The 25825-nt window shown below is 63.4% G+C and carries 22 protein-coding genes and 1 other RNA gene; 10 read left to right on the top strand and 13 right to left on the bottom strand.

The window, feature by feature from the left end:
• Position 1: 1 nt before the first annotated feature.
• Both AC07P1_RS04905 and dgoD read right to left on the bottom strand, forming a co-directional pair.
• Complete coding sequence (locus tag AC07P1_RS04905) at positions 2-991, bottom strand: arabinose ABC transporter substrate-binding protein (protein ID WP_494694751.1); 990 nt, start codon at positions 989-991, stop codon at positions 2-4.
• A gap of 130 nt (positions 992-1121) precedes the next feature.
• On the bottom strand, positions 1122-2270 hold the full coding sequence (gene dgoD / locus AC07P1_RS04900; RefSeq protein ID WP_494694750.1) for a galactonate dehydratase: 1149 nt from the start codon (positions 2268-2270) through the stop codon (positions 1122-1124).
• Between the two features lie 219 nt (positions 2271-2489).
• Between dgoD and AC07P1_RS04895 the strand changes: the two genes are divergently transcribed.
• The 8 genes from AC07P1_RS04895 (at position 2490) to AC07P1_RS04860 (ending at position 11721) form a co-directional block, all read left to right on the top strand.
• Positions 2490-3446: an SMP-30/gluconolactonase/LRE family protein gene (locus tag AC07P1_RS04895; protein WP_494694749.1), complete on the top strand. Its 957-nt coding sequence runs from the start codon at positions 2490-2492 to the stop codon at positions 3444-3446.
• Positions 3447-3495: 49 nt separating this feature from the next.
• The gene (locus tag AC07P1_RS04890; protein WP_494694748.1) at positions 3496-4458 is read left to right on the top strand and encodes a LysR substrate-binding domain-containing protein; all 963 of its coding nucleotides are present in this window, start codon (positions 3496-3498) and stop codon (positions 4456-4458) included.
• 189 nt (positions 4459-4647) lie between these two features.
• Complete coding sequence (locus AC07P1_RS04885) at positions 4648-7278, top strand: TonB-dependent receptor (RefSeq protein WP_494694747.1); 2631 nt, start codon at positions 4648-4650, stop codon at positions 7276-7278.
• A gap of 91 nt (positions 7279-7369) precedes the next feature.
• Entirely contained in the window at positions 7370-10249 is a 2880-nt protein-coding gene (gene galA, locus AC07P1_RS04880; RefSeq protein ID WP_494694746.1) for a beta-galactosidase GalA, read from the top strand.
• Positions 10250-10391: 142 nt separating this feature from the next.
• A complete protein-coding gene (locus AC07P1_RS04875; protein WP_494694745.1) occupies positions 10392-10661 on the top strand; it encodes a hypothetical protein in 270 nt (89 codons plus the stop codon).
• On the top strand, positions 10658-10969 hold the full coding sequence (locus AC07P1_RS04870) for a cell division protein ZapA (protein WP_315221409.1): 312 nt from the start codon (positions 10658-10660) through the stop codon (positions 10967-10969). The genes AC07P1_RS04875 and AC07P1_RS04870 overlap by 4 nt, the downstream gene beginning before the upstream one ends.
• Positions 10970-11015: 46 nt before the next feature.
• Positions 11016-11196, top strand: a non-coding RNA gene (ssrS, locus tag AC07P1_RS04865) — 6S RNA.
• 63 nt (positions 11197-11259) lie between these two features.
• Positions 11260-11721, top strand: a complete 462-nt coding sequence (locus AC07P1_RS04860) for an EVE domain-containing protein (RefSeq protein WP_494694744.1) — start codon at positions 11260-11262, stop codon at positions 11719-11721.
• Here the strand turns inward: AC07P1_RS04860 and lgt are convergent.
• Together lgt and AC07P1_RS04850 are read right to left on the bottom strand one after the other, a co-directional pair.
• Positions 11702-12562: a prolipoprotein diacylglyceryl transferase gene (lgt, locus tag AC07P1_RS04855; RefSeq protein WP_494694743.1), complete on the bottom strand. Its 861-nt coding sequence runs from the start codon at positions 12560-12562 to the stop codon at positions 11702-11704. The two genes, AC07P1_RS04860 and lgt, sit on opposite strands and share 20 nt — an antisense overlap.
• Positions 12556-13464, bottom strand: a complete 909-nt coding sequence (locus tag AC07P1_RS04850; RefSeq protein ID WP_494694742.1) for a LysR family transcriptional regulator — start codon at positions 13462-13464, stop codon at positions 12556-12558. The genes lgt and AC07P1_RS04850 overlap by 7 nt, the downstream gene beginning before the upstream one ends.
• Positions 13465-13609: 145 nt before the next feature.
• Between AC07P1_RS04850 and ilvD the strand changes: the two genes are divergently transcribed.
• Positions 13610-15472, top strand: coding sequence for a dihydroxy-acid dehydratase (ilvD, locus tag AC07P1_RS04845; RefSeq protein WP_494694741.1), 1863 nt, complete (start codon positions 13610-13612; stop codon positions 15470-15472).
• 162 nt (positions 15473-15634) lie between these two features.
• Here ilvD and AC07P1_RS04840 read toward each other — a convergent pair whose 3' ends face one another.
• The 5 genes from AC07P1_RS04840 to AC07P1_RS04820 form a co-directional block, all read right to left on the bottom strand.
• Positions 15635-16768 (bottom strand): sulfotransferase family protein, encoded by a 1134-nt coding sequence (locus AC07P1_RS04840; RefSeq protein WP_494694740.1) that lies wholly within the window; start codon positions 16766-16768, stop codon positions 15635-15637.
• Positions 16743-17738 (bottom strand): hypothetical protein, encoded by a 996-nt coding sequence (locus AC07P1_RS04835; protein ID WP_494694739.1) that lies wholly within the window; start codon positions 17736-17738, stop codon positions 16743-16745. Before AC07P1_RS04835 ends, AC07P1_RS04840 begins: the two co-directional genes overlap by 26 nt.
• Positions 17738-18370 (bottom strand): adenylyl-sulfate kinase, encoded by a 633-nt coding sequence (cysC, locus tag AC07P1_RS04830; protein ID WP_494694738.1) that lies wholly within the window; start codon positions 18368-18370, stop codon positions 17738-17740. The genes AC07P1_RS04835 and cysC overlap by 1 nt, the downstream gene beginning before the upstream one ends.
• Before the next feature lie 21 nt (positions 18371-18391).
• The gene (locus AC07P1_RS04825) at positions 18392-20083 is read right to left on the bottom strand and encodes a methyl-accepting chemotaxis protein (RefSeq protein WP_494694737.1); all 1692 of its coding nucleotides are present in this window, start codon (positions 20081-20083) and stop codon (positions 18392-18394) included.
• A gap of 291 nt (positions 20084-20374) precedes the next feature.
• On the bottom strand, positions 20375-20599 hold the full coding sequence (locus AC07P1_RS04820; RefSeq protein WP_494694736.1) for a TIGR04438 family Trp-rich protein: 225 nt from the start codon (positions 20597-20599) through the stop codon (positions 20375-20377).
• Positions 20600-20786: 187 nt separating this feature from the next.
• On the opposite strand from AC07P1_RS04820, the gene AC07P1_RS04815 reads away from it, so the two are divergent.
• Positions 20787-21107, top strand: coding sequence for a c-type cytochrome (locus tag AC07P1_RS04815; protein WP_494694735.1), 321 nt, complete (start codon positions 20787-20789; stop codon positions 21105-21107).
• A gap of 179 nt (positions 21108-21286) precedes the next feature.
• Here AC07P1_RS04815 and AC07P1_RS04810 read toward each other — a convergent pair whose 3' ends face one another.
• From AC07P1_RS04810 to AC07P1_RS04795, 4 genes are all read right to left on the bottom strand, one after another.
• Entirely contained in the window at positions 21287-22429 is a 1143-nt protein-coding gene (locus AC07P1_RS04810; RefSeq protein WP_494694734.1) for a branched-chain amino acid ABC transporter substrate-binding protein, read from the bottom strand.
• A gap of 255 nt (positions 22430-22684) precedes the next feature.
• A complete protein-coding gene (locus tag AC07P1_RS04805) occupies positions 22685-23095 on the bottom strand; it encodes a DUF2486 family protein (protein ID WP_494694733.1) in 411 nt (136 codons plus the stop codon).
• The gene (locus tag AC07P1_RS04800; protein ID WP_494694732.1) at positions 23092-23517 is read right to left on the bottom strand and encodes a DNA polymerase III subunit chi; all 426 of its coding nucleotides are present in this window, start codon (positions 23515-23517) and stop codon (positions 23092-23094) included. Before AC07P1_RS04800 ends, AC07P1_RS04805 begins: the two co-directional genes overlap by 4 nt.
• A gap of 201 nt (positions 23518-23718) precedes the next feature.
• A complete protein-coding gene (locus tag AC07P1_RS04795) occupies positions 23719-25797 on the bottom strand; it encodes a M3 family metallopeptidase (RefSeq protein ID WP_494694731.1) in 2079 nt (692 codons plus the stop codon).
• Between the last annotated feature and the right edge of the window lie 28 nt (positions 25798-25825).

Genomic DNA, 25825 nt, shown 5'->3' with positions numbered 1-25825 from the left:
CTTACATCCCCATTTGCTTGCGGACGTCGGCCTGGTTGGCGCGCGTCATCAGCATCCCCTTGGTCAGCACTTCGGCCGGCGGGGTTCCTTTTCCGGTGATCCAGTTGTACATATTGACCGAGGTCTCGTAGCCGTGCTGTTTCGCGCTGATCAACACCGAGCCATAGAAGCCGGTCGGCGCCGGTTTGTTCAATTCATTCTCGGCGGCCTTGGCGCCGCCGATGCCCACGCCCACCATCGAATCGGCCTTGATGCCGCGTCCTTCGGCGGCGCGCACGGCGCCCAGCACCGCTTCATCGTTCAGGCCCACGGCCACCCAGTGCTTGAAGCGCGCGTTCTTGGTCAGCGCGATGTTGGCGGCGTTGAAGGCGCTCTCGGTGTCGGTCTTCGCTTGCGGCGCGTCGACCACGTTAGCGACCGGGAAGCCGGCGGCTTTCAGCGCGTCGATGGCGCCGGTGGTGCGTTCCTTGGCGGTCGGAAGCTGATCGTAGGCGACGCGGATCACGCCCACCTCGGCGATGTTCCATTTGCGGTTCTTGACTTCGGCGGCGATGCCTTCGCCGACCTGCTTGCCGATGGCGTAGCCGGAGATGCCCATGTGCGGGATCGAGGCGATCGGCTTGCCGGTGCCGTCGACCAAGCGGTCGTCGACCGAGATCACTTTGAGGTTGTTGCGCTTGGCGGAACGCTCGATGGCCTTGCCCAGCTTGACGTCCGGCGCGCAGATGACGAAGCCCTGGGCTTTTTGCGCGGCCAGGTTGTCGATCGCGGCGATCATTTTTTCGCCGTTGGGGATGCCGATCTTGACCAGGGTGAAGCCCTTGTCCTTGGCCGCCTGCTCGGCGTAGCGCCATTCGTCCTGGAACCACGGCTCCTCGGCTTGTTTGACGAGGAAGCCGATCTTGACCGGATCGGCCGCGTGGGCGACGCTGGTGAGTTGGGTCGCGGCCATCAGGCACAGCGATGCTGCGGCGAGCAAGGTACGTTTCATGGTAAGTCTCCGATTTGTTTTAAGTGTTTTTCGATGCCGCATATGTTTGCGCATTCGTTTTTGTCTTGCGTTTGTATCTCGTCAGGCAGAAAAAAGCCGGCGTCGAAGCGCCGGCTCGTTCACTACCGCATCACCACTCGGCGACGCTGCCATCCGCATGGCGCCATACGGGGTTGCGCCAGTCGGGTGCGTTTTTGCTCGCGGCGATCACGCGCTCCTCGTCCACTTCCACGCCCAAACCTGGTTTGGGCAGCGGCTTGCAGTAGCCGTCGGTGATCGTGAAGTCTTCCTTGTTGATCACGTAGTCGAGCAGCTCGCCGCCCTTGTTGTAGTGGATGCCCATGCTTTGCTCCTGCAGCACGGCGTTGTACGACACGAAGTCGACCGCCAGGCACGAGGCCAGCGCCACCGGACCCAGAGGGCAGTGCGGCGCCAGGGTGACGTCGTAGGCTTCGGCCATCGAGGCGATCTTCAGGCACTCGGTGATGCCGCCGGCGTGCGACAGGTCCGGCTGTACAATCGACAGGCCACCGGCCGCGAACACGTTCTTGAATTCGAAGCGCGAGTACATGCGCTCGCCGGCCGCCAGCGGGATCGACGTCATCTCGGCCAGGCGCGGGTAGTATTCGGCCTGCTCGGCCAGCACCGGTTCTTCGACGAACAATGGACGGAACTGCTCCAGTTCGCGCAACAGGGTCTTGGCCATCGGCGCGGCCACGCGGCCGTGGAAGTCCAGGCCGAATTCGATGGTGTTGCCGAACGCTTCGCGGATTTCCGCCACGCGCTGCACGGCCTTGTCGACGGCGGCCGAGGTGTCCAGCAGGCCCAGTTCCTCGGTGCCATTCATCTTGAAGGTATCGAAGCCGCCGGCCTTGAGTTTGGTGATCTGTTCGATGATGTCGGAAGGACGGTCGCCGCCCACCCAGCTATACATCTTCATGCGGTCGCGCACCAGGCCGCCCAGCAATTCATAGACAGGCTTGCCCATCACTTTGCCCTTGATGTCCCACAGCGCCTGGTCGATACCGGCGATCGCGCTCATCAGAATGGCGCCGCCGCGATAGAAGCCGGCGCGGTACATGGTCTGCCACAGGTCGTTGATGCGGGCCGGGTCGGCGCCGATCAGATACGATTCCAATTCCTGGACGGCGGTCTCCACGGTGCGCGCGCGGCCTTCGATGACCGGTTCGCCCCAGCCGACGACGCCTTCATCGGTCTCGATTTTCAGCAGCATCCAGCGCGGTGGAACACGGTAGGTCGTCAGTTTGGTGATTTTCATAGGAGAAGAAGAATAAGTTCAGGGAACAGGCTTCAGTCTAAGCTTCCCGCCTAGACAGGAAATATGATTAATTCAACACAAGCCATATCATTATCGAATAGCAGAAATAAGCCAGGCTGCTATCTGATATCAGCATACCTGATAGTGGTAAATTCATATCAATTGTATTCCTTCGCCCTTTAGACTGGCAGCACTCAATATTCCGGGAGCGCGGCCAGCATGATCGATACCAGTACGCATGTCGCGTCGACCCCCGGCATCATGCTGCTGCGCGTCGGCCAGGCCGGCAGCGCCCTGCGCTGGGACCCCGCAGGGCGCTGCTGGCGCTGGCCGGACCCGCAAGGCGGCCAGTTGTATGCCTGGCCGGCCCCGGCCGGCATGCCCAGCGGCCTGCGCCTGCAGGAAAACGCCTGCGTGATGGCCTGCTGCAGCTCCGGCCGGGTGCTGCTGGGGCAGGGCAAGCGCCTCGGCATGGTCGATTTGCCGCCGCCGGGCCAGGCCAGCCGTCCGCTGCAAAGCCAGGTCCTGCTCACCGTGGACGCGGCCGAGCCGCGCACCAGCATCAGCGACGGCTGCACCGACCGGGGCGGTAATTTCGTCTTCGGCACCGCCAACACGGCCAGCGACCAGCGCCCCATCGGCAGCTTTTACCAGTATTCGCAACGGCACGGCCTGCGCCGGCTGGCGTTGCCTGTCGTGGTCAAGGCCGGTGGCATCGCCTTCAGCACCGACGGCCGCCGCATGTACTTCGCCGACACGGCCCAGGGCGACATCATGCAATGCGAATATGATTCGGAGCGCGCCAAGGTCTCCAACGTGAAAACGTTTGCAGCGGTGCTGGCGCCCGGCGCCGGCGCGGCCGTGGTCGACAGCGCCGACCGCTTGTGGAGCGTGCAGGGCGGTGCCTTGGTGCAATATGCGCCCCATGGCGGCGCGCTGCGCCGCATCGGCATGGCGCGCGAGGCGGCCGCCGGCGTGGCCTTCGGCGGCGAGGGCTTGCGCCAGCTGCTGGTGCTGGGCGCGAACGGCGGCCTGTACGGCCTGCCGCCCGACCTGGCGCCAGATTTGCCGGCGGACCTGGCGCGCCATCCGCCGAAGGGCGTGCCGGATGTCCCGTTCGCCGATGGCGGCCCCGGTCGTTCCACCCCGCCGCCAAGACCTTCCATCGGTGATTGACGCTGGACCAGCCCGCCATATATGATGGGCGATCAAAATAATCACCCATATGACCGATTCCCGCTCAGATCGCTTTGTTCGTTCCCACCTGAAAACCCGCCATCTGGTCTTGCTGGTAGAACTGGGCCGTCACGGCTCCATCGCACACGCGGCGCAAGCCGCCAACCTGACTCAACCTGGTGCGTCCAAATTACTGGGCGAGCTTGAACACGCGCTCGGCGTCCAGCTGTTCGAGCGCCTTTCGCGCGGCGTGTCGCCGACCTGGTACGGGAAAGTACTTATCCGGCGCGCCGGCGCGGCGCTGGCCGAGATGGACGCGGCCCACCAGGAGGTGATGGAATTGCTGTCCGGCCTGCGCGGCCGCGTGGGCATCGGCACCGTGCTGGCGCCCGCCACCAGTCTGGTACCGAAGGCGATCAACCTGCTCAAGTCGCGCCACGCGCGCGTGCATGTCGCGGTCAAGATGTCGACCAGCAAAGTGCTGGTGGAGCGCCTGCGCAGCGGCGAGCTCGATCTGGTGGTCGGCCGCATCCTCGACACGGCCGCCGCCGACGAACTCAATTTCGAACCGCTGACCGACGAGCCGCATCTGCTGATCGCGCGCAGCGGCCATCCGCTGGCCAGCCGCACCGACCTGCAGCTGGAAGAACTGATGCATCAATGTTGGGTGCTGCCGCCGGCCGGCAGCATCCTGCGCGACCGCCTGACCGCGCTGTTCTTGTCGCATGGCCTGGAGCAACCCGGCGAGACGGTGGAGACGCAGGACTTGCCGGTGGTCGCCAGTCTGTTGATGAGCAGCGATATGGTGGTAGCGCTTCCGGCGGACGCCGTGCAAGCGTATCTGCAAGCCGGCCTGATGACCGTGCTGCCGTTCGATCTGGGCGTGAGCATGGATTCGTTCGGCATCGTCACGCGCAAACGGCACCAGCTCTCGCCTGGCGCGGATGCAATGTTGTTGGCTTTGCGCGACGCCGCCGCCAGCATGTACCCGCATTATCACGCGCCGGCTTAATCTTCCTTCCATTCCTGTTTCCACAGCTGAGCTATTGCCGTTTGTGCCATTGTGCATGTCTGATATACGAACTTGATATGGACAGAATGCAATTAGCTATTGGCTTTCGAACTAGTGTTTCCGATAGCATCCAGTCTATCCGTCCGCTCTGTATCAGAGACGGAACTAATACAAACACTGGAGATGCACATGAAGCACAAGAAAATGAGCTGGCTGATCGCCACGCTTTTCACGACCCCGTTGATGGCGCAGCAGGCCTTCGCGCAAGAAGCCGCAGCAACACCCGCACCGGCCGCGCCGGCCGCCGGCGAGATCCAGCAAGTGAACGTGACCGGTATCCGCGCCTCCGTGCGCAACGCGCTGGCGGCCAAGGAAGCCAGCAACAGCATGGTGGAAGTCGTATCGTCGGAAGACATCGGCAAGCTGCCTGACACCACCATCGCCGAATCGCTGGCGCGCCTGCCAGGCCTGTCGTCCGGTCTCGATCGCGGCAACGCATCGCAGATCGTCGCGCGCGGCATGGGTCCGCGCTTCATCGGCGCCACCCTGAACGGCCGCGAACTGGCATCGTCGGAGCCTAACCGCGCCGTGCGTTTCGAGCAGTTCCCGTCGGAGTCCGTGACCGGCGCCACCGTCTACAAAACACAGAACGCGGAAATCGCCGAAGGCGGCATCGCCACCACCATCGATCTGCAAACCGTCTCGCCGCTGAAGTACGCCGGCCGCCAGCTGTCGCTCAAAGCCGATGCGCTGTACTACGCGCTGGCCAAGGACATCGCCGGCGCCGACAAGGTCGCGCCGCGCGTGGGCGGCATCTACGTCGACCAGTTCCTGAACAAAACCCTGGGCGCGGCCATCGCGTTCAGCTACCAGGACCAGCCTTCGGTGCAGAAGAACGTGCGCCACTGGGGCTTCAACGAGAACAACTCGGCCGACATCAATGGCGACGGCAAGATCGACAAGACCCCATGGGGCTTCCAGGACGACGTGCGCCGTGGCAGCAACAAGCGTAGCAGCGTGCTGGGTAAAGTCGAATGGAAACCGAACAACGACGTCCTGATCACCGCCGACACCTACTACGCCAAGACCGCCATCGACGAAGCCCAGATGCAGCACTGGACCGGCGACATGGGCAACTGGGACGGCGGCAATTCGGGCAACTTCAGCAACCTGGATGTCCGCAACGGCTACGTCGCCGGCGGCACCTTGAACTGGTCGCGCGTGATCAACAACGACGCGCACTGGATCCAGGACAGCAGCGTTTCGGCCAGCGGCTTGAACGCCAAGGTCAATATCGGCGACTGGAAAGTCGAAACCGATCTGTCGACCTCCCACGCGCTGCGTAGCAGCCAGTGGCGCGACCTGCGTCAGAACTCGTTGGGCAGCATTCCAGTGTCGATCAACTGGTCGTTCACCGGCGACGAGCGCCAAAGCTACAACTTCGGCGGCATCGACACCGGCAACCCTGCCAACTTCGAAGCACCGACCCTGTACGTCGACACCGACGGCCATATCAAGGATCTGCTGAACGCCGCGTCGGTCACCGCCGCGCGTGGCATCGAAAACAGCATCATCAGCCGCATCAAGGTCGGCGTGCGCGCCACCGATCGCGAGAAGAGCTATCGCCAGACCACCTGGCAGCTGTCGCAGACCTCGGCGATCCCGGCTTCGGATTACGAGACCGTCACCGTCGCCGGCTTCCCTTCGTACATCGTGCTGAAGGACTTCGGCGCCAGCACCGCTGCGGCCTTCGGTCCCAACGCCTTCAATCCGGACGGCCGTCCGCAGACCCAGAACGATCTGCTGTCCGGCTGGAAGGTCAAGGAGCGCAGCACCTCGGCCTTCATCCAGGGCGACCTCGATGGCGAAGCCTTCGGCAAGACCTATCGCGGCAACGTCGGCGTGCGCGTGGTGCACACCAAGCAGACCGGCTACGGCATGCAGTCGGTCAACGGCGCTGCGCCGACCGATGTCGAAGGCGGCACCTCGTACACCGAGATCCTGCCTAGCCTGAACACCATCTTCAACCTGGACGAGAAGCAGGAACACCAGATCCGTTTCAGCCTGGCCCGCGCCATGTCGCGCGCGCCGATGGATGAAATGCGCGCCTCGCGCAACCTGAACGTGGTTGCCGATTCGTCGCAGCCGACCACCGGCAGCGCGGGCAACCCCGAGTTGAAGCCGATGATGGCCAACCAGGTCGATCTGGCTTACCAGTGGTACTTCTCGAAAGGTTCGCTGCTGTCGGCTGGCGCGTTCTACAAGAAGGTCCAGCGCTACATCGCCCTGACCAGCGACACCACCGTCATCAACGGCCGTCCGGCGACCGTGACGCGTTCGATCAACGGCGACGGCGGCGATATTCGCGGCATCGAGTTGGTGTACCAGCAAGCGTTCACCGGCCTGCCGGCGCCGTTCGACGGCCTGGGCGTCGCCAGCAACTACGCTTACACGACCAGCAACATCCGCGAAGCCACGCCATCGGTCAATCCTTACCCGATCGAAGGCCTGATGAAGCACAACGGCGGCGTGACCCTGTGGTACGAAAAAGCCGGTTACGAAGCGCGTCTGTCGGCCAACTACAAGAGCGCCTTCGTGCGCAACCCGACCTGGAACGCTGGCCAGTTGATCGAGAACGAGGCCGAGACCTATCTGACCTTGAACCTGGCCAAGCAACTGACGCCTAACATCCAGCTGCGCTTCGGTATCGACAACCTGACCAACCAGAAGGCCGTCTACACCAGCGCGAACATTCCTGTGCAGCAGGAAGTGACCGAATTCGGCCGCCGCTTCAACCTGGGCCTGTCGTTCAAGCTGTAATGTCCTAGTCTCTTGTAACTTTTTTATCGTGGTTTTACGGAGCGGTGCGTGAGAGCGCTGCTCCGTTTTTTTTGTCTATCGGGAGCCAAGTTTGAATCCAAAGACGACCAACTGGCGGCGCATCTGCTCCGCCTTTTTGCTGCTGGCGGCCTGCGTTTCCGCCCACGCGGCCACCACTGCCAACACTTCCACCAAGCCCGACGTCAAAGCGGGGCGCGAGCGCCTGTCGCTCGATCGCGGCTGGCTGTTCCATCTGGGCGACGTCGTCCACCCGCCCATCGTCGGCCACGAGGAATCGTATAGCAACGCCAAGGCCGGCAACGCGCCCGGCGCCGCCGGCACCGAATTCGACGACTCCGACTGGCGCCGCCTCGACCTGCCGCACGACTGGGCCGTCGAGGGACCGTTCGACCCCAAGGCCAATATCTCGCAGGGCTATCGTCCGCGCGGCATCGGCTGGTATCGGCGCTACCTGAAGGTCGATCCGGCCGATCGCGGCCGCCATTTCGAGCTGCAGTTCGACGCCATCGCCACCCACGCCACGGTTTGGGTCAACGGCAATGTGGTCAACCGCAACTGGTCCGGCTACAACGCCAGCAACATCGACATCACGCCATATCTGAACTACGGCGACTCGCTCAACACCATCTCGATCCGCGCCGACGCCGAGGCAATGGAGGGCTGGTGGTACGAGGGCGCCGGCATGTACCGCCACGCGTGGCTGGTCAAGCGCGCGCCGGTGCATGTGGCGACCGACGGCGTGTACGCCGTGCCGCGCGCGGGCAAGGGCAAGCAGTGGACCTTGCCGGTGGAAGTCACCGTCAACAACAGCGGTAAGAAGGTCTCCGAGGTCACCGTCGAAGTGACGCTGTTCGACCCGGCCGGCAAGCAGGTCGGACGTCAGACCGCCAAGGCATCCGTCGGCGTGTTGAAGGACGCCGTCGTCAAGCTGCCGTTTTCCATCAATGATCCGGCCCTGTGGTCGATCGAGAAAACCAATTTGTACCGCGTCACCACGCGCGTGATCCAGGACGGCAAGGCGCAGGACGAGGTGTCGCTGCACACCGGCTTCCGCACCATCCGTTTCGACGCCCAGCAAGGCTTCTTCCTGAACGGCCAGCACCTCAAACTGCAGGGCGTGTGCATCCACCAGGACCACGCCGGCGTCGGCGTGGCGATTCCGGACTCGGTGTGGGAATACCGCCTGCGCCGTTTGAAGGAACTGGGCGTGAACGCGATCCGCTTCTCGCACAACGCGCCGGCGGCCGAAGTGCTGGACATGGTCGACCGCATGGGCTTTGTCGTCATGGACGAGAACCGCAACTTCAATCCGTCGCCGGACTACATGAAGCAGCTGGAGTGGATGGTCAAGCGCGACCGCCACCATCCGGGCATCATTCTGTGGTCGGTGTTTAACGAGGAGCCGGTGCAGGGTTCCGAAGTGGGCTACGAGATGGTGCGCCGCATGGCGGCGGTGGTCAAATCGCTGGACGACACGCGTCCGGTGACGGCGGCGATGAACGGCGGCTTCTTCAGCGACCTGAATGTCTCGCACGCGGTCGACGTGGTCGGCGCCAACTACCAGGTGCCGGACTACGACCGTTATCACAAGGCCTTCCCGAACAAGCCGTTCACCAGTTCGGAGGATACGTCGGCCTTCATGACGCGCGGCGAGTTCAAGACCATCAAGGAAAAGGGCATCATCGCCAGCTACGATGACCTGAGCGACGCCGCCCAGTGGGGCAATACCCACCGCGACGCGTGGGAGGCGATCGCCACCCGTCCTTACGTGGCCGGCGGCTTCGTCTGGACCGGTTTCGATTATCGCGGCGAACCGACGCCGAACGATTGGCCGGCCGTCAGCTCGGTGTTCGGCATCATGGACTTGAACGGCTTCCCGAAGAACGCCTACTACATCCACCAGGTCCAGTGGATCAAGGACCGTCCGCTGATCCACATCGCGCCGCACTGGAACTGGAGCGGCAGCGAGGGCAAGGACATCCGCGTGATGGTGATGGCCAACGTCGAGAAGGTGCAGCTGCTGTTGAACGGTAAAGCGCTCGGCGAGCAGCAGGTCGATCCGTTCCGCATGAACTTCTTCAACGTCGCCTACGCGCCGGGCAAGCTGGAGGCGGTCGGTTATCGCGGCGGCAAGGAAGTCGCGCGCACGTCGGTGGAGACCACAGGCGCCGCCGTCGCGCTGGAGCTGGTGCCGGACCGCGCGCAGCTGGCCGGCGATGGCCGCGACGCCATGCCGATCACCGTGCGCGCACTCGACGCGCAGGGCCGCGCGGTGCCTCTGGCCGACGCCAACGTCACCTTCGCGGTGACGGGCGGCGGCCGCTCCATCGGTCACGGCAACGGCGATCCGACCTCGCACGAGGACGAGAAGGGCGCCACGCGCCGCCTGTTCAATGGCCTGGCGCAGCTGATCGTGCAGACCAACTGGGACAGCAAGGAGGCCGTCAACGTGATCGCCACGGCGCCGGGCCTGAGCGCGGCGAAGATCTCGATTCCCGTCAAGGCGGTGGCGCCCGAGCCGTTCGTCGCCAGCGCCGACGCGCCGACCACCTTCGTGCGCAGCTGGCGCGTGGCGCCGGTCAGCGACCAGCGTCCGGACCCGAACCAGAAACTGGCCGGCTTCGACATGAACACCTGGGGCTGGGGCTCGCCGCCGCTGTGGGCCGACGCCGGTGCGAAATACCATCTGTACCGCTCCAGCTTCACCCCGCGCAAGAACCTCGCCGACGGCAATGGCTTGATCCGCTTCGGCGGCATCCGTGGCAAGGCCGAGGTGTGGGTCAACGGCGCGTTGGTCGGCAAGAAGGACAGCTACGCGCCCGCGCCGCTGGACTTGCCGTTGCCGGCGGGCACTGGCAAACGTGAGATCAATGTGATCGTCGAAGCCGAGCCTGGTCAGGGCAGCGGCATCGAAGGGCACGTCACGATCGAGCCGAGGGTAAAGCAATAAGGCTGGTAAAGTAATAAGATTGTGTCTTGTATTCTTAACCATTAATTAAATCAGGCGTAAATCAGGCGGCCACGGCCCCAAAATGGGGTTGTGGCCGCCTGATTCGGTTGACGGCGCCCCGCGCGCTGCCTATAGTGGCGGGATGATTTCCGAATTCGAAGAACTATCCGACAAGATCGACCAGTTGGCCGAGATGACCAACGCCTTGCGCCGCGAGAATGCCCAGTTGCGCCAAGCCAATGCCGCGCTCGTGGTCGAGAACATGGGCTATCAGCGCCGCCTCAGCGAAGCGTCCGGCAGGATCGTGGCGTTGCTGGAGAAAGTGCCCGCGCTGGAGGACGAGTCCAAGCCCGAGTCCGACCAGGACGAGGACGCAACCGATCATCTGCCTGAAAAAGAGGATGTACGATGATTCAGCTGGATGTGTCCATCATGGGACAGCCCTACCGTCTGGTGTGCAAACCCGAGGAAGAGCGCGCGCTGCGCGAAGCGGCCGCTTTGCTGGACAAGAAGATGACCGGCATCCGCGACGGTGGCAAAATCAAAGGCAACGACCGCATCGCCGTGATGGCCGCGCTGGGCATGGCGGCGGAATTCCTGTCGGTGAAATCGCCGCAAGGTCCGTTGTCTGACATGTCGATTCTGGAAGTGCAGACCAAGATCGGCGCCATGCATAAAGTGCTCGATAGCGCACTGACTCCACAAGAAACCCTGTTTTAATTCGCTAAACTCCTTCCTTTGCGGCGGACAAGAGAGTAAACTTCTTCGTACCCTGCGGTGTTCGCGATTGCCATATATTCCTTGAACCATTTATGTGCACCGGTTGCGGAATTTTGTTCGATGGGCGTGAGCGTCGCTAGACCGATGAACCCGAAATTGAACTAACTGTGACCACCTTGAACCGTTTGGTTCGGGATGCCGGCAAAGACGGCACAGGCGGGGCCCTATATTTAGAAAGCGGTTGTTAGCATGTGAATGCGCAGCCGCTTTTTTTCGTCTGGAGAAAAGCGATGCAATACTGGTTGATGAAGTCCGAGCCCGATGAAGTCAGTATCGACGACGTGATGGCGTCGAAGGACCAGACCACGCCATGGTTCGGCGTGCGTAACTACCAGGCGCGCAATTTCATGCGCGACCAGATGCAGGATGGCGATGGTGTGCTGTTCTATCACTCCAGCTGCCCCGAGCCTGGCATCGCCGGCCTGGCGGTGGTGGTGGGCGGGCCGTATCCCGACGCCACGCAGTTCGACAAGAAGAGCAAGTACTACGACGCCAAGGCGACGCCGGAGCAGCCGCGCTGGATTTCGGTCGATGTGAAGGGCACGGAGAAAACCCGTTTGCTGTCGCTGGCCGAGATGCGGACCATCCCGGCGCTGGAGGACATGGTGGTGCTGCAGAAGGGCAGCCGCCTGTCCATCACGCCCGTCACGGCGGCGCAATGGAAGGCGATCGTCAAGCTTTTGAAGAAATGATCGGCGCGCGGCCTTTCTGTCTGACCTTGTAGGCCCACACCAGCATGGCGATGGCGCCGACGATCATCGGCAACGACAACACCTGGCCGGAGGTGATCGGCATGCCCAGGATGGTGGTCTCCCAGTCCGGCGTGCGGAAGTACTCGGTGAAGAAGCGCGCACACCCGTACAGCAGCGTGTAGAAGGCGCCCACCGCCAGGCGCGGACGCTCCTTGCGCGCGTACAGCCACAGGATCACGAACACCAGCAGGCCGTCGATCAGCATCTGATACAGCGGCGATGGATGGCGCAGCCCTTGCAGGAAGACGGGGTTGGGGAACAGCGGATACGAAATGTCCGGCCACATCATCGCCCAAGGCAGCGACGGATCGGACACCACGCGGCCCGGCAGTTCTGAGTTGATGAAGTTACCCAGGCGGCCCGCCGCGTACCCGAGCGGCACCAGTGGCGCGATGAAGTCGTAGACGTCGAGCAGGTTGCGGCCGGCGCGCCGCGCCCACACCGCCATCGCGATCAGCACACCGATGAAGCCGCCGTGGAAGGACATCCCGCCGTGCCAGATCTTGAAGATCTCGATCGGGTTGGAGAAGTATTTGACCGGCTCATAGAACAGCACCTCGCCCAGGCGGCCGCCGATGACGACACCGAGCATCCCGTAGAACAGCATGTCGTCCAGGTCCTCCTTGCGCCAGCCTTGGGCGGCGATGTGCGGCTGCTTGATGCGCACCCGGCCCAGGGTGATGAACAGCGCGAAGGCCAGCACGTACATCAGGCCATACCAGTGGATCGCGACCGGCCCCAGATGAATGGCGACCGGATCGGGCATCGGATGTATCAGCATAAGGCGTTCTTTCCTAGATTCTTATTCAGTAGTTCCAAAAAGCCGCGCAGCACCGGCGACGTATTGTCGCGGCGCCAGGCCAGGCCTGTTTCGACCAGCGGGGCGGTGTCGGCCAAGGCCCGGTATTCTACCCCGGGCCGCATCAGGTTGGAGACCGACTGCGGCACCAGCGCCATGCCCATGCCGGCCGAGACGAGGCTGACGATGGTCTGCATCTGGATCGCCTGCTGGCCGATCTCCGGCGTGATGCCGGCGTCGCGAAAGACCGAGAGGATGGCGTCGTACAGCGCCGGCGAAATCGCGCGCGGAAACACGATCAGCGGCAGCCGTGGCATCGCGGCCAGCGCCACCTTGCCCTTTTTCGCCAGCAGCCCGGCCGGCACGGCCAGCACCAGCGGCTCGTTCAGCACCGTCAGGTAGTCCAGTTCAGGTTTGGCCTTGTCGGGCAGCGGCGGGATCAGCAGGCCGGCGTCGATGCGGTTGTGCAGCAGGTCGTCGAGCTGCAGGTCGGAGGTGGCCTCCTGCAGCGTGATCTGCACCTGTGGATAGGCGGCGCGGTAGGCGCGCAGGAAGGGCGGCAGCACGCTGTAGTCGGCCGAGGAGACGAAGGCCAGGGTCAGGCGTCCCACCTCGCCGGCGGCGGCCCGCTGGACCAGCTGCGGCAGTTCCTGCGCCTGCGCCAGCAGCCTCCTGGCCTCCGGCAGCAGCGCGATGCCGGCCGGCGTCAGCGCCACGCCACGGCGGCTACGCTCGAACAGCGCCGCGCCCAATAACTGCTCCAGCGCCTGGATGGTCTGCGACAGCGGCGGCTGCGTCATGTGCAGGCGCAGGGCGGCTTTGCCGAAGTGGAGTTCCTCGGCCACGGTGACGAAGTAGCGCAGCTGCCGGAGTTCAAGATTCATATGTGTTGGTATTGAAATTCACTCTGGTGATATTTTATACGACTCACAGAGTCGAAAATCATATATTTGACACCGGGGCAGGGGCAAGGCAATCTGTCAGGCTACGCTCAAAGCCTTAGAGCCGCCTTATCACTGGAGAAACATCATGCCTGTATATCGTTCCCGCACCACCACCCACGGCCGCAACATGGCCGGCGCCCGCGCCCTGTGGCGCGCCACCGGCATGAAGGATGGCGATTTCGACAAGCCTATCGTCGCCGTGGTCAACTCCTTCACGCAGTTCGTGCCCGGCCACGTGCACCTGAAGGACCTGGGACAACTGGTGGCGCGCGAGATCGAAAAGGCCGGCGGCGTCGCCAAGGAATTCAACACCATCGCCGTCGACGACGGCATCGCCATGGGCCACGGCGGCATGCTGTATTCGCTGCCGTCGCGCGACCTGATCGCCGACTCGGTCGAGTACGTGGTCAACGCCCACTGCGCCGACGCCATGGTCTGCATCTCCAACTGCGACAAGATCACGCCGGGCATGCTGATGGCCGCCATGCGCATCAACATCCCGGTGGTGTTCATCTCCGGCGGCCCGATGGAAGCCGGCAAGGTGGTCAAGGTCGTCAACGGCACGCAGAAGATCATCAAGCTCGATCTGGTCGACGCCATGATCAAGGCCGGCGATCAAACCGTCAGCGATGCCGATGTCGCCGAGATCGAGCGCTCCGCCTGTCCGACCTGCGGTTCGTGCTCGGGCATGTTCACCGCGAACTCGATGAACTGTCTGACCGAGGCGTTGGGCCTGGCCCTGCCGGGCAACGGCACCATCCTCGCCACGCACTCGGACCGCGAACAGCTGTTCCTGCGCGCCGGCCGCCTGGTGGTCGAACTGGCCAAGCGCCACTACGAGCAGGACGACTACTCGGTGTTGCCGCGCTCCATCGCCACCAAGGCCGCGTTCGAGAACGCCATGGCGCTCGACGTCTCGATGGGCGGTTCCACCAACACCGTGCTGCACCTGCTGGCGGCCGCGCACGAGGCGGGCGTCGACTTCAACATGGCCGACATCGACCGCATCTCGCGCAAGGTGCCATGCCTGTGCAAGGTCGCGCCGATGACCGACAAGTACCACATCGAAGACGTGCACCGCGCTGGCGGCATCATCGGCATCCTGGGCGAACTGGCGCGCGGCGGCCTGCTCGACACCTCGCTGCCGACCATCCACGCGGCGACCATGGCCGAGGCGATCGAACGCAACGACGTCAAACGCAGCGACGATCCGGCGGTACATCAGCTGTTCCGCGCCGCGCCGGGCGGCGTGCCGACGCAGACGGCGTTCTCGCAGTCGGAGCGTTTTGCGACGCTGGACCTGGACCGCAGCACCGGCTGCATCCGCGACAAGGCGCACGCCTACTCGCTGGACGGCGGCCTGGCCGTGTTGTACGGTAACCTGGCCGAGAAGGGTTGCATCGTCAAGACGGCCGGCGTCGACGAGAGCATTCTGAAATTCAGCGGCAAGGCGCGCGTGTTCGAGAGCCAGGATGCGGCGGTCGAGGCGATCCTGGGCGATACGGTGCACGAGGGCGATGTCGTCGTCATCCGCTACGAAGGTCCGAAGGGCGGTCCGGGCATGCAGGAGATGCTGTATCCGACCTCGTACATCAAGTCCAAGGGTCTGGGCAAGGCGTGCGCGCTGTTCACCGATGGCCGCTTCTCGGGCGGTTCGTCTGGGCTGGTGATCGGCCACGCTTCGCCGGAGGCTGCCGAGGGTGGCGCCATCGGCCTGGTGGAAGAGGGCGACATGATCGACATCGACATCCCGAACCGTACCATCAACCTGCGCATCAGCGACGCCGATTTGGCGGCGCGCCGCCAGGTGATGGAAGCGAAGGGCGGCGACGCCTGGCAGCCGGTCAATCGCGAGCGTTATGTGTCGCAGGCGTTGCAGGCCTATGCGGCGCTGACCACCTCCGCCGACCGTGGCGCCGTGCGCGATTTGTCGCAGTTGAAGCGATAAGCAATCGGCGGCGCACACATGGCGGATTACGGCGTTCCGCCTAATCCGCCCTACATGGTTCCTCGTGATTGCTTGCGGCCCGTGGCGGCTGCGGCTTCTGGAGATACGTAGGGCGGATTAGCGAAGCGTAATCCGCCAATGCGTGGGCAGCCTGCGGCGACTTTAATCCGTCACCTCGAACGCCTCCGGGTCCAACTCGTCCAGCGTGACGATGGTATTGCGTCCCGGCTGCGCCGCCTGCTGCGTCAACCTGGCCGCCAACTGCGCCAGATAATCCGCGCGGCAGCGGCGCAGCACATAATCCCTGAAATTATCCAGCTCCAGATCGCGCCACGCGCGCTCGCGGCCCTCGTCCGAGCGCAGGCGCGCCTGCGCCTTGAGTTCCGGCGTGATCTCCGCATCCCCCGCCGTCAAGCGCGTGTAGCCATAGCGATCCATGAATTCGCCCGTCACCGTCTCGATGGCATTGATCTCCGGCGTCGTCAACTGCTGCTTGAACTTGTCGATATTGGCGGCGATCGGCGGATAGCAGTTCGACGACCACAGCGCCGACAATTGCGAGAGCTGCTTGGCCTCCTGCGAGCCCGCCACGTCGAGCATCTGCGGCAAAAAGTCGATGCCGAGGAAGACGCACACCTGCCGCAGCGTGGTCTCCTGCTGCGACAGGAAATCCTCATAGCGTATCGTCAGCACCCGGTCCGGCCAGCGCAGCCGCACATGGTCGGCCGCGCGGTGCGCGGCCAGCCAGGTCTGCGCGTTGAGCAGACTATCGAAGTCGTGGATGATGGCGCGGTTCATCGATGCCACCTGCGCGCGCGGATCGCGCACCACGTTGATGAACAACATATCCGGATACAGCTCCATCTGCTGGTCGGCGTAGTGCACGCTGTCGAGCGACTTGTCCATCACCACGCTGGCGTGCTGGCGCTCGCCGGCGCGCAGCAGCAGCTCCCACACCACGCGGTGGATGCTGCGCGGCTGGTTGCGGATGGTTTCGAAGATCTCGACCGGATCGAACACCGCGCCCGGCCACTTGACCATGCTGACCGCTTGCAGCCCGACCACGTCGGTCACCATGCGGAAGTAGCTTCGGTCGTCGCGCAGGTCGCCGTACAGCGGCACCAGCGGCATCAGGTCGACGATGTGCAGCGGGTAGGGCGAATAGAACTGCGGCGACATGTTCAGCCGCAGGCGCAGCGCGTGGCTGCCGCAGCGGCGCAGCGGTATCATCATTACGGGGCGCGGGCGGACGCCCTGGGCCGCCGGAAGCTTAGGAGTTTTGGGGGCGATAGTCATTCCATGTTCCTTTCAATTCAAAGTACTCGCAAAAGCGTTTCATGAAGCTGGCCAGTTCCTGGCGCGGCAAGCGGTTGATGCCGGCGGCGGCGATCCTGCCGCCGCCGCCGTCGAATTGCTGGCACAGCCCGCAGGCGCTGTGCAGCGACGGCGCGCCGGAGCGCACGCTGACCAGATAGGAGCCGTCGGCGCGTTCATTGAGCACGGCGAAGGAGGCGCCGTCGCGCCGCGCCGCCAGACGGTTGGCCAGCACGCCGCTGACGCGGCGCGACCAGGGCGTCGCCGGCAGCAGGTAGATGGCGCCGCCCGGCTGTTCCAGGTATGGTTGCAGCTCGTGCAGGCGGGCACAGTCCTCGCGGTAGCCTTCGCGCAGGTCGCGGTAGACGGCGCTGGCGGCGATGAAGTCGAACGGGTTTTCGTAGCCGCTCAATTCCCGGTACAGCGCCTCGGGGGCGATGTGCAGGTCTTCCGTGCATTCGCCGTAGGCGTTGTAGTTGATGGTCTGGCCCAGCTGCGCCAGGTCGGCGACGGCGTCGTCGCGCAGGCCCAGCTCCCGCGCCATGGTTTGCCCGACCTGTTCCAGGTTGTCGCCGAAGGCCGCCGTCACGGCCCACAGCCGGTGGCGGCCACCGAGCTGGCGGTCGACCAGGATGCTGGTGCAGACGTCGGCCGAACCGTCGCAATGCAGGCGCAGGTTGGCATGCTCGAAGGCGCAATCGGCCGAGTGGTGGTCGTAGTAGTCGACCCGCGCGCCGCCGTCCAGCAGGCGCCGCAGCTCGCCGGCGTTGGCGTCGAGCGAGATGTCGAGCACCAGCACCTCGGCCGCGCCTTGCGGCACGCGCCGCAGCAGTTCGATATCGCGCTTGACGCCGGTGATCAATGCGGCGTCGGCCGGCGCGTGCAGTCGTAGCTGGTGCAGCGCGCAAATGCCATCGGCGTCGCCGTTGAAGACGTCATACTTCATTGGCATCACAGGAATCGGTACGACAGGTGGTCGAGCAGCTGTTCGCACGACTGCTCCAGCGACAGTTCGCCGGTGTCGAGCGACATGGCTGGTTCGAGCGGCACCTCGTACGGCGCCGAGACGCCGGTGAATTCCGGTATCAGGCCGGCGCGGGCCTTCTTGTACAGGCCCTTGGGGTCGCGCTCCTCGCACACCTCGCATGGCGTGCTGACGTAGGTCTCGACAAAATTGTCGCTGCCGATGATGTCGCGGGCGATCTCCCGGTCGCTGCGCAACGGCGAGATGAAGGCGCAGATCACGATCAGGCCCGCGTCGTTCATCAGCCGCGCCACCTCGGCGCTGCGGCGGATGTTCTCGCGGCGGTCGGCCGGCGAGAAGCCCAGGTCGCGGTTCAGGTGGTGGCGCAGATTGTCGCCATCGAGGACATAGGCCATGTGGCCGGCCGCCATCAGTTTTTTCTCCAGCGCGCAAGCCAGCGTGGATTTGCCGGCGCCGCTCAAGCCGGTGAGCCACACGGTGGCCGCCCGCTGGCCCGCCTGGTGCGTGCGCGCCTGCGCCGTCACCTGGCTGGCGTGCCAGAAGAGATGGGGGACGTTGCCGGCCGCGCCGGTGGGTTCGAGTTTGTCCAGTTTGCCCATGATCGGTTCTCCGTTGGCGACTTAGAATTGTTCCCAGCTGTCCGTGGCCAGCGCCGGTGCCTTGGCCTTGCCCGGCGGGCGGGCAGGCGTGTGCGCCAGCCGCTGCGCGGGGGCCGCCTTGGCCATCGCCTTCATGGGCGGGCGCAGCGCGCCGGCCCGCGCCTCGACGCGGAAGATGCCGACCACCTGATTGAGGCTGTTGACCTGGTCCTGCATCGCCTGCGCGGCGGCGGCGGCCTCCTCGACCAGCGCGGCGTTCTGCTGCGTCACGTCGTCCATCTGGGTGACGGCGGTGTTGATTTGCTCGATGCCGTTCGATTGTTCCTGGCTGGCCGACATGATCTCGGACATGATGTCGGTCACCCGCTTGACGCTGGCGACCACCTCGTGCATCGTCGATCCGGCCTGTTCGACCAGGCGGTTGCCCGCTTCGACCTTGTCGACCGAATCGCCGATCAGGTCCTTGATCTCCTTGGCCGCCGCCGCCGAGCGCTGCGCCAGGTTGCGCACCTCGGTCGCCACGACGGCGAAGCCGCGTCCCTGCTCGCCGGCGCGCGCCGCTTCGACGGCCGCGTTGAGCGCCAGGATATTGGTCTGGAAGGCGATGCCGTCGATGACGCCGATGATGTCGACGATCTTGCGCGCCGAGATATTGATGGCGGCCATCGTGTCGACCACCTGCGCCACCACGGCGCCACCCTTGACGGCGACGCTGGAGGCCGATTCGGCCAGGCCGTTGGCCTGGCGCGCGTGGTCGGTGTTCAGGCGCACGGTGCTGGTCAATTCCTCCATCGACGAGGCGGTTTCCTCCAGGGTGCTGGCCTGCTGCTCGGTGCGCGAGGACAGGTCGAGGTTGCCGGAGGCGATCTGGCTGGCGGCGGTGGAAATGGTCTCGGTGCTGGCGTGCACCTGGGTGACGATCTGGGCCAGGCTGTCGCGCATGGAGCGCATCGCGAACAGCAGGCTGTGGCTGTCGCCCGGCTTGGTGTCGATCTGCACGGCCAGGTTGCCGGCGGCGATCTGGCCGGCGATCTCGGCGGCGTGCTCCGGCTCGCAGCCCAGTTCGCGTACCACGCCACGCGTGATCAGCACGGCCGCGACCAGGCTGGTCAGCAGGGCCAGCGAGCCGATGATCAGCATCACCGTGCGCGCGCGCTCATAGGCCGCCGCTGCGGCCTCGGTGGCGTCCAGGTTCTGTTTTTCCTCGACGGCGATCAGCTTGCGTATCATGTCCCACCAGGCGCGCTGCACCGGGCGGAATTCGTAGCGCAGCAGCTTGTACGCCTCGTCCTGTTTTTGCTCCAGCGCCAGCGCGGCCGCGCGCTGGATGAAGGGGGCGGCCATCACGGCCTGCTTCTTGATCTGGTCCAGCAGCTGCTTTTCCTCGGCCGAGGTTTCATCCAGGCTGCCGAACATCTGGGCCAGTTTGTCCTGGGCAGCGGCGTATTTTTTTTCCTGCTCGGCGATGCGTTTGATCTCGATCTGGATTTCTTTATCTTCTTTCAACAAAATCAGATTGCGCATCGCCAACGCGCGCTCGGTGACGGTCAAATCCATGGTTTGGGCGAGCCGGGTTTCGACGCCGTTGACGTTGATGATCTCGTCCATGCGGCCCTGGATCTGGCGCATGCTGACCAGTCCGAGCGCTATCACTACTATGAGAAACATCGAAACGAGGCCAAATCCCATGCCCAGCCGTTTCGCAATTGTCATGTTACGCGCTTTCATACTTCCTCCTGAGGTCCATCGTGATCCGCATATGCAAATGAGAATTCCGCATATCGGACGATTCATCTTAGTGAGTGCTTTGCGTTAAAAAGTCTCCAATAATCACTTTTTGTTGAGACGCAACAACGCGCGCCGCCATTGACGTGAGGTAAGAGAAGGCATAGCTTTATGCGCCCACAGGCAAGAAGGCGCGCGCGGCGCTACCGGTGGAGGGGGGCGGCTTGCATGGTGCAACAGAAGAAGGATGTGGCGGGCTTTGCGGCCACCGTTGCGGTCTTACGACTTCTTGTCGAAGTTTTGTTTGACGCGGTCCTTGCGGCGGCGTTCGTCTTCGTTATGCGCTTTTCGTTTGTCCAGGCCAAACAGGGGTTCCAGGAATTCGAACCAGACGAAGGCGAACACGCTCAACGCGACGATCCACCACCACGACAGCTGGGCGAACTTCCACACTTCAAAATAACGCAGCCCGGACAGCGCCACGATCAGCAGAATGATAGGCATGTTGAATTTCCTCCTGCCGTCATCTTACAAAGATTCTAGCTTTACTGGGAGCAATATTCTAATTCTGGGTCAACCCTTGGGCGGTTTAAGCGTTAAATGCACAATAGCAAAACACGGTAGAATGATCGGCGGATCGAAAGTACGGAATTGATAGCACGCATTTATGGCACAAACACTGGAGAGCACGATGAAACGCAATTTGATGATGGTAGGGATGGTAGTGGCCACGGCTTTCGCATCGTCGTCGGCGATGGCGGACGCCGGCACGGATCTGGCGAAGGCGAAGAATTGCATGGCTTGCCACGCTGTCGCGACCAAGCTGGTCGGCCCCGCCTATAAGGATGTGGCCGCGAAATACGCCGGTCAAAAGGACGCGGAGGCCAAGCTGGCCACCAAAATCATCAAGGGCGGCTCGGGCACCTGGGGCGCGATCCCGATGCCGGCCAACCCGCAGGTGAGCGAGGCGGAAGCCAAGACGCTGGTCAAATGGGTGCTGGCGCAGAAGTAATCCACTTCTGGCCGGCAAAAAAAAACGCACCTCCGGGTGCGTTTCTTGTTTCCAACTCCGGGGTCAGGTCCACCAATTCTACACGGGCACAACCTTTGAGGCTCCGGCGACCGGTCTGGCCGCCCAAATCGGCCACCACAGCCGCGTTCGTGTAGCAATGGTGGACCTGACCCTGGAGTTTATTTGACAACTTCTACTTTGGTCTTCTTGCCGTCGGTGTAGGTGTACAAGGTCAGCGCGCCGTCCTTGATGTCGCCTTTCGGGTCGAACGAAATCAGACCGGTCACGCCCTGGTACTTGATCTTGTGCAGGAACGGCAGGTACTTGGCCGGCTGCGACGATTTGGCGTCGGCCATCGCGGTGGCCATCGTCATGATGGCGTCGTACACGTACGGCGCGTAAATCTGCACGTCGGCGTTGTATTTCTTCTTGTAGCGGGCGACGAAGTCGTCCATGTTCTTTTGCTGCTCCGGCGCGACGCCGCCGGCCTCGGCGCAGATGACCGTACCGTTGGTGGCGGCATCGCCGGCCAGCTTGGCGAACGGTTCGGTGCAGATGCCGTCGCCGCCCATGTATTTGGCCTTGATGCCCAGCGCCTTCATCTGGCGCAGCAGCGGGCCGCCGACCGAATCCATGCCGCCGAAGAACACCAGGTCCGGGTTCTTGCCCTTGATGGTGGTCAGGATGGCGTTGAAGTCGGTGGCCTTGTCGTTGGTGAATTCCTTGCCGACGATTTGCACGCCCGGCAGCGCTTTCTTGGCGCCCTTGATGAATTCGTCGGCGACGCCCTGGCCGTAGGCGGTGCGGTCGTCGATGACGGCGATCTTCTTGGCGCCCATCTTGCCGACCGCGTAGGAACCCAGGGTGCCGCCCAGCTTGGCGTCGTTAGCGACCACGCGGAACACCGAGTTGAAGCCTTGCTGCGTGTACTTGGTTTGGGTGGTGGCGGGGGAGATCTGCGGAATGCCGGCGTCGTAGTAGATCTTCGAGGCCGGGATGCTGGTGCCCGAGTTCAGGTGGCCGATCACGCCGTTGACCTTGGCGTCGACCAGCTTCTGCGCGACCGCCGTGCCCTGTTTCGGATCGCTGGCGTCGTCTTCCAGCTGCAGCACGAACTTGACCGGCTTGCCGTCGATCTTGAAGCCCTTGGCGTTCAATTCCTCGACTGCCATCTTGGCGCCGTTTTCATTGTCCTTGCCCAAGTGAGCCGACGGACCCGAGACCGGGCCGACGTGGCCGATCTTGATCACTTCTTGCGCACTGGCGCTGCCGGCGAAAGCCAGGGCGATGGCGAGTGGAATGAATTTAGATTTGAACGGCATATATATTCTCCAATGGTTGAATAGTCGACGGCTGTCTTGTGAACGCCGCAGTTTTTTTCTGCAAGGCCAAAAGGTACAACAAATTGTTGCCCGCGCAAAGGAGGAAAGGCGAAAGAAGTGTGAAAGTTTTGCGCTTTTATGATGCAGCTCCAGAGTTGATACGGCGATCCGGGGTGCATTCTCAAAATTGGTGCGGCGCTGCGCGCAAACGGGGCGGTCCGCGCACCGTCCGGGCGCGGACCTGGAGGGGGAGGATTATTTCTTTTGCGCCTGCAGATGCGTCAGCTCCTGCGACACGGCGCGGGCGACGATCTTTTCGATGGTGTCGTGCAGGCCGATGCGGATCTCGTTGGTCAGGCCATGCAGCGCGTGCGTCAGCACCTCGGCCATGCTGTCCTTGATGCGCTGCTCGAGCACGAAGTCGACGCGCGATTGCAGCTTGCCCATGATGCGCTCGGACAGGCGGTGTTCCAGCATCGCCCACTCGGCGTCGCTCCAGCCGTCGACGGCGTCGGCTTCGAGCTGGGCCGCCATTTCGGCGCGGGTGGACGTGGCGTGCGGCGCGTTGGCTGTTTCGCCGGGCAGCAGGTCCCCGCCCAGCGGCTCGGCTTTGAGGACTTCCGTCAATACAGGGATACTGGCGTCAAACGATTGGGCTTGGCTCATGATTTTCCTGTGACAAAGTGGGTAAGTGGGTAGTCTTGCTGCTTGTACGCGACATAGCGCTTGCGGCCGGCAGCCGCATCATCCTCGTCGGAGGAAATCACTTCTATCATGCGCTCGAACTCGGCAACCCTGGCCGAGGCGCGGCGCGACAAATTCACTAATAATTCGGTGTGTGGTAATTCCGCCTCATCGTTGTCGGCGAGCACGATCGGCGTGTGCGGCGCGAGCGGATCGCCGGCGAGCACGTGCGGCAGGAAGTCGGTCGCCGAAAATGCCCACATCGCCGCGTTAAGTTCCGTCAGTTGTGCCTCATCTTCCGCCATCAGCACCACGCGATGGTTGGCGGCCCAGGCTTTGCGCACGAGGCGGCAGGCGTAGGCGATCTTGTCCGGCACGTTGGTGTGGAAATCGATGCGTGTCATAGCTGTTGTTCTGTTCTGTAGAGGGGAATGGCGTGCGGCGCGGGCCGCGTGATTCCAGTTTATGCGAAAACCGTTTTTGCCGCTGGCATCGATGTTGCTATCGACGGCGCTTGCGACACGGCGTAAAAAGAAAATGCCGCGCGACATCCTGCGATGCGCGCGGCGGTATATCGACGAGGTATATCAACCTGCGATTTTTATTCAGGCGGCCATACCGCTGTGACGCAGCAGCGCGTCGATGCTCGGCTCGCGGCCGCGGAAGGCGGTGAACGATTCGAGCGCCGGACGCGAGCCGCCGACCGACAGGATCTCTTGCAGATAGCGCTTGCCGGTTTCCGTCGTCGCCGCCGGTCCCAGCGCCTTGGCTTCCTCGAAGGCCGCGTAGGCGTCGGCGGACAGCACCTCGGCCCACTTGTAGCTGTAGTAGCCGGCCGCGTAGCCGCCGGCGAAGATGTGGCCGAAGGAATTCTGGAAGCGGTTGAACGCCGGCGGAATAATCAGCGCGAACTTGGCGCGCACTTCGTCGATCAACTGCTGCACGGTCTTGCCGGTGCTGGCGTCGTAGTCGTAATGCAGGTGCATGTCCAGCAGCGAGAACTCGACCTGGCGCAGGGTCTGCAAACCGGACTGGAAATTCTTCGCGGCCAGCATCTTGTCGTACAGCGCGCGCGGCAGCGGTTCGCCGGTGACGGCGTGGGCCGTCATGTGCTCCAGCACTTCCCATTCCCAGCAGAAGTTTTCCATGAACTGCGACGGTAGCTCGACCGCGTCCCACTCGACGCCGGAGATGCCCGACACGCCCAGCTCGTCGACCGCCGTCAGCATGTGGTGCAGGCCGTGGCCGAACTCGTGGAACAGGGTGATCACTTCATCGTGCGTGAACAGCGACGGCTGTACCTTGCCGTCGACCACTGCCGGTTCGGTGAAGTTGCAGGTCAGATAGGCGATCGGCGTTTGCACGGTCTGCTTGTCGGCGCGGCGGCCACGGGCGTCGTCCATCCAGGCGCCGCCGCTCTTGCCGGCGCGCGCGTACAGGTCCAGGTAGAACTGGCCGATCAGCTTGCCATCGCGTTCGATGCGGAAGAAGCGCACGTCCTTGTGCCACACCGGCGCGTCGTCCGGCTTGATCTCGACCGTGAACAGGTTCTGGATCAGTCGGAACAGGCCGTCGACCACTTTGTGTTCGGGGAAGTATTGCTTCACTTCCTGCGCGGAAAACGCATAGCGTTGTTCCTGCAGTTTTTCAGATGCGTACGGAATGTCCCAGGCTTTCAGTTCGTCGATGCCCAACTCGGCCTTGGCGAACTGGCGCAGCTCTTCCAGGTCCTTCTCGGCGAACGGACGGGCGCGCTTGGCCAGGTCTTCGAGGAAGTTGACCACCTCGTCCGGCGACTTGGCCATCTTCGGTACCAGCGACACCTCGGCGAAGTTGTTGTAGCCGAGCAGCTTGGCTTCCTCGTCGCGCAGCTTGAGCAGGGTGACGATGTTTTGCGTGTTGTCCCACTCGTCCTTTTTGCTGAAGACCTCGCCCTGCTCGGACGCCTTGGTGGCGTTGGCGCGGTAGACGGTCTCGCGCAGCTCGCGCTTGTGGGCGAATTGCAGGATCGGGTAGTAGGACGGGAAGTGCAGCGAGAACTGCCAGCCTTGCTTGCCGTCCTTTTCGGCGGCGGCGCGGGCGGCGGCCTTGACGTCGTCCGGCAGGCCGGCCAGGTCGGCCTCGTCGGTCACCAGCAGCTTGTAATCGTTGGTGGCGTCCAGCACGTTTTCGGAGAAGCGGGTCGACACCGACGCGTGCTCTTCCTGGATCGCGGCGAAGCGTTCCTTCTTATCGGCCGGCAGTTCGGCGCCGCCCATGCGGAAATCGCGGATGGCGTTGTCGACGATGCGTTTGCGCGCCGGCGACAGGGTGGCGAATTCGGGCGACGCGCGCAGCGCCTTGTATTTGTCGAACAGCGCCTCGTTCTGCGCCAGCGCGGTCCAGAACTCGGTGACCTTGGGCTGGTTCTCGTTGAAGGTCGCGCGCAGCTCGGGCGTGTCGACGACGTTGTTCAGATGGCTGACGATGCCCCAGGCGCGTCCCAACAGCTCGGTGGCGTTCTCCAGCGGCGTGACGAAGTTTTCCCACGTCACTTGCTCCGACGGCGATTGCAACTGTTCGACGACGGCGCGGCTTTTTGCCAGAAGGTCGTCGATGGCCGGGGTGACATGCTCGGGTTTGATCGCGTCGAAACGCGCCAGGCCGGAAAAATCGAGAAGGGGGTTCTGTGCGTCTGTGGTCATGTCAGCTTCCAATAGGTTGTTTACGTGG

This window comes from Duganella sp. GW821-FHT07F09, from assembly GCF_059418705.1.
Note: the sequence above shows the minus strand (reverse complement) of the source record. Positions and strands in the feature narration are given on the sequence as shown.